This is a genomic window from Phycicoccus sp. DTK01, assembly GCF_017312765.1.
GTDB lineage: Bacteria > Actinomycetota > Actinomycetes > Actinomycetales > Dermatophilaceae > Phycicoccus > Phycicoccus jejuensis.
Map to the genome: position 1 here is coordinate 64,188 of NZ_BOPU01000003.1, position 8,047 is coordinate 72,234.

Below are 8,047 nucleotides of genomic sequence, written 5' to 3' on the forward strand. Positions count from 1 at the left end.
GGCGCTCACGCTCCGGGGAGCGCGGACGTGACAGGGACGTCCGCGAGGGCGCTCGCGGCCACGAGCAGGGCGACCCGCGCCGAGTCGTTCGTCCGCATCGAGGTCCAGCCGTGGGCGATGCGGACGAGGGCGACGGCCGCGTGCACCTCGAGCACGTCCGGGCGCAGCGGCTCACCGGCGGCGTCGGCGTACCCCTGGAGGAAGGGCCGGGCCGGTCCCGTGAAGAGGGGCTCGGTCCCCCCGCTCGTCACCCAGAGCCACGCGCACCAGTAGGCGACGTCACGCTCGCGCTCGGCGAGCTGGAGGCGGTCGAGGTCGACGATCGCGACGTGGTCGGGGGTGGCGTGGACGTTGCGGGGCGAGAAGTCCCCGTGGCTGGGAACCAACCCACCGGTCTGCGTGCCGGTCCACCGCCGCTCGATCCCCTCGGCGACGGCCCGGAAGAGGGAGTGGACGTGCGGTGGCGCCTGGCCCTCGAGCGAGCGGACCTTCCGGTGCGTGGAGCGGACGAGGGCGCGACGGTCGCGCACCCGGTGCAGGTCGGCCCCGCTCGCGTGCAGCGCGGCGAGGAGCCGGCCGACGTCGGCCCCGCGACGGACCGACCCGCCCAGTGCGCCGCGCACGGCCAGGGCGTCGCCCGGCACCCGCGACATCACGAGGTCGCCGGAGGCGGCGTCGAAGGACAGCGGCTCGGGCATCCTCGGGTGCGGCGACCCCCCGAAGGGCGAGGCCCACAGGGCCAGCATGTCGTCGTGGACGCGCGAGCCGTCCGCGCCGAGGTAGGTCTTGACGACGACCGGGCGGCCGGTGCTGTCCTCGACCGCCATCCGCACGGGGCGGTCGGCGTGGCCGGTCGGGACGAGTCCGTCCGGCGCAGGCGCGGGCACGGGCCGCTCCGCGAGCAGGCGCAGCAGGGCGTCCCGTTCCTCCGGCGACCCGTGCCGGCTCTCGGCCAGCCCGGCGAGGCGGGTGAGGGCGAGGCGCTCCCACGCGAGCAGGTCGGGCGGGGCGTCGCCGTAGCCCGCGAGGAAGGCGTCGACGGCCGCCTCGCCCACCGCCGGGTCGCGTCGACCGACGACGACCTCGCGGCGCAGGTGCGCGACCATGTTGCCGACGTCGAGGCCGCGCGGGGCGAGGGCGGCGTCGTCGAGGTCGATGAGGCAGACGCCCGCGTCCCCCCCGACCGCCACCACCTGGCGCGGGTGCAGGTCCCGGTGGGAGGGCACGAGCGGACCGTCGGGGGGAGCCAGCGCGGCCTCGGCGGCGGCGACGGCACGGCAGCCGGCCGGAGCCCGGCGCAGGAGCTGGGCGGACTCGTCGGCCGAGGTCCAGCGCCGGTCGAGCGCGGCGCCGCTGTCGTGCAGCCGCCGCAGGACCCGCCCGGTCGCGGCGCAGGCGTCCAGGTAGGCGTCGTCGGGAAGGTCCTCCATGACGGTCCCCGGACGGAAGGACACGACGCCGACGCAACCGTCGTCGGAGGTGGTGAGGGCCGTGGGGACGACGTCGGAGAGCCCGGCCTCGGCGAGGGCGGCCAGACGGCGCGCGTTGCCGCGTGCCCGGGGCGACGCGAACGCCTTGACGACGACGGCCGCCCCGTCCCCGCGACGCGCGGCGAAGGTCGCCCGGCGACCCGCGACGCGGCGCAGGACGCGGCCCAGGCGCAGCCCGGCGAGCGTGTGGTCCCGGTCGGCCCGCCGCAGCGCCTCGGCCACGGCCGCGTCGTCGTCGGGGAGGTCGGCGGCAGCGGCGACGGCGCTGCCGGGGCCGGTCGTCACCTGCTCGAGCGCGGCGAGGACGTCACCGACCCGGGACGCCCAGGACCACTCCTCCCGCACCCGCACGGACACGGCGGCCTCGGCCGCTCCCGCCCCGGCTGCGAGCGCGGTGCGGATGCCGGCCGCCAGGTCGGCCGGGTCGCCGGGACGGACGAGACGGCCGACGCCGAGGCCGCCGAGGAGCGCGCGCGGCTGGCCGAGGTCCGACGCGACGACCGGCACGCCCGCCGCGAGGTACTCGTAGACCTTGAGCGGGGAGAACGAGAAGCCGGGGAGGTCGGGGTAGGGGGCGAGGGCGACGTCGGCGGCGCGGACGACGTCGACGGCCTCGTCGTGGGGGAGCGCGCCGGCCAGGTGCACGCGGGGGCCGACGCCCCGAGCCTCCGCCCGCGCGGCGAGCTCCTCGCGCACCGGTCCGTCCCCGACGACGACGAGGTGCACGTCCGGGGCGAGGGCGGCCAGCGCGTCGACCGCGACCTCGACCCCGTGCCAGGGACGCAGCGTGCCGGTGAACACGGCCATCCGTGCACCCGGGGGGACCCCGAGCCGGGCCCGCACCGCCGCCGGGTCGTGAGGGCGCAGGAACGGGCGCGGGTCGACGCCGTTGGCGACGGTGACGACCGGGGCGTCCGGCCCGATCAGGCCGCGCACCTCGGCGGTCAGCTCGTCGCTCACGGGCACGACGAGGTCGGCCGCGCGCAGCACCGAGATTTCGCGCTCGCGGGCCACGGCGACGTGGCCCAGGCCGCGCCACCGCGCCTCCTCGTGGGCGAGCAGCGCGTTGACCTCGACGACGTGTCGTGCGCCGGTCGCCCGGGCCAGCCGCGTCCCGGCGGTGCCGAAGAGGGACAGCCGCTCGTGGACGACGTCGGGGGCGAAGTGCCGGGCGACCGGCTCACCCTCGGTGGCGAACCGCTCGACGAGGGCGAGCTTGTTGCGCTCGCGCAGGATGCCCTCGGCCCGCCCCGGGTGGGGGAGGAGGTGGGTGCGCAGCCGGGGGTGCGCCGGTGGGTCGCCGTGGCCGGCGACGCCGAGGAGCAGCACGTCGTGGCCGAGGGCGGCGTAGGCCTCCGCGACCGCGCGCAGGTGGAGGGCGGCGCCCTTGGACCCCGGCACCCGGACGCCCTGGTCGGTGCACAGGACGAGGACCCTCATCGCGCGACCTCCGCCCACAGGCCGAGCAGCTCGCGCCCGGAGCGGTCCGGGGCGTAGTCGGTGGCGACGAGCTCGCGACCGGCCGCGCCGAGGGCCCGGGCCGCGACGGGGTCGGACCGCAGGTCCGCGATCGCCCGGGCGAGGGCCTCGGGGTCGTCCTGCGGCACGAGCCGGCCGGTCGCGCCGTCGCGGACGAGCTCGGGGATGCCGACGACGTCGGTGGAGACGACGGGCACGCCACGCGCGAGGGCCTCGACCAGCACCGTCGGCAGGCCGTCGCGGTCGCCGTGCTCGTCGACCCGGCAGGGCAGGGCCACGAGGGAGGCGCGGGCGTAGGCGGCCTCGACGCCCGCGGAGTCCATGGCCCCGTGGAAGGTGACGCGGTCCGCGACCCCGAGCTCGGCGGCGAGGTCGACGAGCGACGTGCGCAGCGGCCCGTCGCCGATGACGTCGAGGCGCAGCCACGGGTCGTCGACGGCCGCGAGGGCCACCGCCCGGACGAGGACGTCGACGCCCTTCTTCGGCACCAGCCGGCAGACGCACAGCACGGGGGCGTCGCGCCGTCCGGCGTGCACGAGGTTGGGTCGACCGAGCGGGACACCGTTGCGCACGAGGCGGATCCGCTGTCCGGGCAGTGACCTCCCGAGGTGGTCGACGTTGTACTCGGAGACGGTGACCACGGCCGCGACGCCTTCGAGCCGCCCGCCGAGGGCGTCGACGTTCTCCGCGTGGAAGACGTCCTTCGCGTGCGCGGTGACGGTGACGGGGACACCCGTGACCCGGGAGGCCACCGTCGCGACCTCGGCGGCCGCCGTCGCGAAGTGGGCGTGGAGGACGTCGGGCCGCTCGGCGAGGACCCGCTCGGCGACGAGCAGCCCGTGCGCCAGGCGGCGTCGGGCGCTGCGGTCCCCGGACAGCCACCGGACGCGGGCCCGGCGGACCTCGCGGACGACCGCGCGCGGACGTCGCAGCCCGACCCGGACGGCGGGCCGGACCCAGCCGCGGTGGCGGGGCAGGTAGCGCGCGCTGGCGCGGACCTGCTCCACCTCCGCGTGGCGGGGGCCGTCCTCGGGGGCCATGAGGCTGTCGACGAGGACCTCGGTGCCGAGCTCCTCGAGGGTCGCGAGCTCCCGGACGACGAAGGTCTCGCTGAGCCGCGGGTAGCGCTTGAGCACGTAGAGGACCTTCACGACCGACCTCCCACCGCACGCCGCTGCGCGAGGTCGGTCACCGCGTGGTCGGCCGGCCCCGTGAGCCGCCGGACGCTGGAGGCGTCGACGTCGTCGGGGGAGCCGACCCGCACGAGCCGGCCCCGGTCGAGGACGGCGACCGCGTCGGCGGACCGGATCGTCGAGAGGCGGTGGGCGATGAGCAGGGTCGTGCGGTCCTCGGGCAGGTTGGACAGCGCCTCCATGACGAGCTCCTCGGTGTGGACGTCGAGCGCCGAGGTCGGCTCGTCGAGGACGAGGACCGGCGCGTCGCGCAGGATGGCGCGGGCGATGGCGAGCCGCTGCCGCTGGCCCCCGGAGAGGGTGGCCCCGCGCTCGCCGACCGGGGTGTCGAGGCCGTCGGGCAGGCGGGAGGCGAACTCGTCGACGAGCGCGAGCCGGGCGGCGCGGTGGACGGCCGCGTCGGAGGCGTCGACGTCGCCGAGCCGGATGTTGTCGCGCAGCGTCCCGCGCATCACGAGGCAGTCCTGGAGCACGACGGCCACCTGCGAGCGCAGGTCGGCGAGGGCCCGGCGCCGCACGTCGACGAAGTCGAGGTGGACCGCGCCGGAGGTGGGGTCGACGAGCCGGGGGACGAGCGAGGCGAGGCTCGTCTTGCCGGCGCCGGTCGGCCCGACGAGGGCGAGGGTCTGCCCGGGCTCGACTTCGAGGGAGACGCCGTCGAGCACGGTCGTGCTGCCGTAGCGCAGCGTGACGTCGGAGAACTCCAGGTGCCCGCGGGCCCGCCGGGGGCGGACCGGTCGCGCCGGCTCGGCGACGTCGGGCAGCTCGGCCAGCACCTCCTCGATGCGCTCCGCGGCCGCGGCCCCCTTGGCGAGCGAGGTGCTGAGCCGCGAGAGCGCCTTGAGCGGCTTGTAGAGCGAGCCGAGGTAGGACACGAAGACGAGGAGCATGCCGAGGGTGATCTCGCCCGAGAGGACCCGGGAGGTGCCGACCCAGAGCACCATCGCGGCCGAGCCGGCGGCCGTGAGGTCGACGAGCGGGCTGAACCGCGCCTGGATGCGGGCGGACTCCAGGCCGGCGCGCAGGCTCTCGCCCGTCAGCCGGTCGAAGGTGCTGCGCTGGGTCGGCTCCAGCCCGAGGGACTGCACGAGCGGCATCACGGCGAGGCTCTCGGACGCGGCGGCGGCGACGACGCCGTCGGCGGCGCGGGCCTCGCGGCTGCTGCGCTTGAGCCGGACGGTCGAGCGGTGGACCGTCCACGCGAGCAGCGGCGCGAGCACGAGGGCGACGAGGGCGAAGACGACGTCCATCGCGACCATGACGACGAACATCCCGACGACGAGCATGACGTTGGGACCGATGACGGCGAGCGACTGCACGAGCATGTCCTGGGTGCGGTCGACGTCGCTCGTGACGCGGTTGGCGAGGTCCCCCACGCGCGAGCGGCCGTGGAAGGCGAGCGAGAGCCGGTGCAGGTGGGTGAAGACGGTGCCGCGCAGGTCGGCCGCCAGCCGCAGCCCGGCCGAGGCGAGGACGCGCGTCGACCAGTAGTCGAGGACCGCGGCCAGCGCGACGACGACGAGCAGCGCGACGGCCGAGAGCGCCGCGACGGCCATCGGGTCGGTGAGGCCGAGGACCGGACGCGGGTCGTCGGCGAGCGCGTGGTCGACGACGAGCCGCAGCGGCCACGGCTCGGCCAGGCGCACGACGACCTCGAGCACCGCGAGCAGCGCGCCGAGGGCGAGCAGGCGCCGGTAGGGGCGCACGTGACCGGAGAAGCGGCGCAGGACCGCGAGGACCCCGCTCATCGCGCGGCCACCCGGGCGGGCGCGGTGGCGGCGCCGGCGTGCGCGAGCACCCGGGCCGCGACCCGCGCGGCGCCGTCGACGTCGAGACCGCTCCGGGCGAGGTCCCACCCGGTCTGCAGCCGCGGGCGGTCGAGCAGCCAGCTCACCTCGTCCGGACCGGCGCCGGGGTCGAGGACGTCGGCCAGCCCGAGGCAGGCCAGGCGCCCTGCGCGGATGGCCTGCTCGCGCCGGGGCGCGCGGCGCGGCACGAGCAGGGGGCGCAGGCCGGAGACGACGGCCTCGTAGACCGAGTTGTAGCCGACCATCTGGACGCTGGCGGAGGCCTCGGCGTACAGCGCCGTGCAGTCGTCACGCGGCGCGACGACCTCGACCCCGTCGGGCACCGACCAGCCGGCCGCGGGACCGCGCACGACGACGACGCGCTCGTAGCGGGGCGTCGCGGCGACGGCCTCGAGGACCGAGGTCAGCACGTCACCGTCGCCCCCACCCCCGGCCGTGACGAGGACCGTGCCGCCCGTCGCTCCGGCGAGCGGCCGGGGTGGCGCCACGGGGGCGGTGACGATCCCGCAGTAGACCGGCTGCACCGGCAGGCCGTACTCGGCGACGTGGTCGCAGAGCGAGGGTGACCCGTACACGAGCACCTCGTCGACCCAGCGTCCGGCGCCCGACCAGTCCGGTCCCTCGATCTCGGCGCGGACGGCGGCGGGGGTGTCGAGGATGTCGCGCAGCCCGAGGAGGACGGTGGCACCCGCGCGGCGGGCCGCGACCACGGCCGGCCGCAGCTCGCCCTCGATGCCGAGGGGGTGGCGGTCGACGAGCAGGACGTCGGGCCGGACCTCCTCGACGACCTGTGCGAAGACCCGGGCGCGCTCGCGGAGCGTGCCGGCGAGGTCGCCGCTGCGGGTCACGTAGCGGCCGGTGGCGTCCTTGGTGACGGCCGGGACGCGGACGACGCGGACGCCGTCGGCGCCGAGCCACGCGTGCCGGCTCGCCAGACCGGTGACGAGGGTGACGTCGGCCGACGGGGCGAGCGCACGAAGGGCGGCGGCGATGCGCGAGTTGCGGCGGGCGTGGCCGAGGCCGAACCCGTCGTGCGAGACCAGGACGACACGTGGAGCCCGCGCGGGCCTTCGCAGCAGGGGGGGCGCCTCCGGCCGGGGCGGGCTCCACGTGTCCATGCGCGGAACCGTAGGTTCGCCCGCCGTTCACCCACCATTGGCCCTTGGCCCACCCCCACCTGTCCGGAGGTACTAGTCCCTCGGACGACGAGGCGCGTCCGCGCGCGCTTCGTCGGCGCCACCCGAAGAGCCGCGGCCGGCCGCCCCGGCCGCCGCCTCGCGGATCGCGTCGACGAGGGTCCGGCCCGCCCACTGCGTGACGACGAGTTCGCTCGCACCCGCTTCCAGCGCGGCGCGGTGCAGGGCGACGCCGTCGAAGGCACTGGTCAGCAGCACCCTCGGGGCGTGGGGCCGCGTCGTCAGGTCCCGGCACAGGTCCGGGCCCGAGCCGTCGGGGAGCCGCACCGCGACCACGACCACGTCCGGGGCGAGGCCGTCGACCGACTCGGGCGCGGCTCCGGCGCTCCTGCACTCTCCGACGACGACGATCCCGGGGGCGACGTCCACGACGGCCCGCAGCTGCTCGCGCACGAGCGGGTGCGGCTCGACGAGGAGGACGCGCAGAGGACGGGCCGTCGGAGGGTGAGCGTCGGTCACGAGGGGCGTCCTTCCTGCAGGCGCCGACGCCTGTCGGGCACAACGTAACTCGGCGGATGCTCGAGGCTGCACGGCAGCAGCGGGGTGCGTCCTCGATGGCCGTGGCTCCGTCCGTCCGGACGGTCCACGGGCTGTCCGTCCGGGCAGGAGGGACCCCGCAGACGAGGGGTCCCGGGCGGGCTCACCTGAGCCGTACGGCACATGGCGGCGCCCCGCCGGTGCAGGGGAACCAGCGGGGCGCCACGGGGGAGTCTGGCACGGGACCAGGGAGTCGACGGGGTCGGTGACCAGGCTTGTCGAAGGTTGTGTCCGGCCGGGTCGTCAGTGCTGGAACTGGGCGACGAGGGTCTGGAGCTGGGTGCTCATGCGGGCGAGCTCGAGGGAGGCGCTCTGGCTGTCGGCGGCGGAGCCGCTGGTGACCT

At 77.0% G+C, this 8,047-nt stretch carries 5 protein-coding genes; all 5 read right to left on the reverse strand.

Annotated elements, in window-relative coordinates:
• Positions 1-5 precede the first annotated feature (5 nt).
• Complete coding sequence (locus J3473_RS07835; RefSeq protein ID WP_207022639.1) at positions 6-2,930, reverse strand: glycosyltransferase; 2,925 nt, start codon at positions 2,928-2,930, stop codon at positions 6-8.
• Positions 2,927-4,120: a glycosyltransferase family 4 protein gene (locus J3473_RS07840; RefSeq protein ID WP_207022640.1), complete on the reverse strand. Its 1,194-nt coding sequence runs from the start codon at positions 4,118-4,120 to the stop codon at positions 2,927-2,929. The genes J3473_RS07835 and J3473_RS07840 overlap by 4 nt, the downstream gene beginning before the upstream one ends.
• The gene (locus J3473_RS07845; RefSeq protein WP_207022641.1) at positions 4,117-5,910 is read right to left on the reverse strand and encodes an ABC transporter ATP-binding protein; all 1,794 of its coding nucleotides are present in this window, start codon (positions 5,908-5,910) and stop codon (positions 4,117-4,119) included. The genes J3473_RS07840 and J3473_RS07845 overlap by 4 nt, the downstream gene beginning before the upstream one ends.
• Positions 5,907-7,088: a glycosyltransferase family protein gene (locus tag J3473_RS07850; RefSeq protein WP_207022642.1), complete on the reverse strand. Its 1,182-nt coding sequence runs from the start codon at positions 7,086-7,088 to the stop codon at positions 5,907-5,909. Before J3473_RS07850 ends, J3473_RS07845 begins: the two co-directional genes overlap by 4 nt.
• Positions 7,089-7,160: 72 nt before the next feature.
• Positions 7,161-7,625 (reverse strand): response regulator transcription factor, encoded by a 465-nt coding sequence (locus J3473_RS07855; RefSeq protein WP_207022643.1) that lies wholly within the window; start codon positions 7,623-7,625, stop codon positions 7,161-7,163.
• Between the last annotated feature and the right edge of the window lie 422 nt (positions 7,626-8,047).

Bases quoted from the DNA above. Each gene is read 5' to 3' on its own strand.
- J3473_RS07835 (WP_207022639.1), bottom strand. From the start codon at position 2,930: ATGAGGGTCCTCGTCCTGTGCACCGACCAGGGCGTCCGGGTGCCGGGG.
- J3473_RS07845 (WP_207022641.1), bottom strand. From the start codon at position 5,910: ATGAGCGGGGTCCTCGCGGTCCTGCGCCGCTTCTCCGGTCACGTGCGC.
- J3473_RS07850 (WP_207022642.1), bottom strand. From the start codon at position 7,088: ATGGACACGTGGAGCCCGCCCCGGCCGGAGGCGCCCCCCCTGCTGCGA.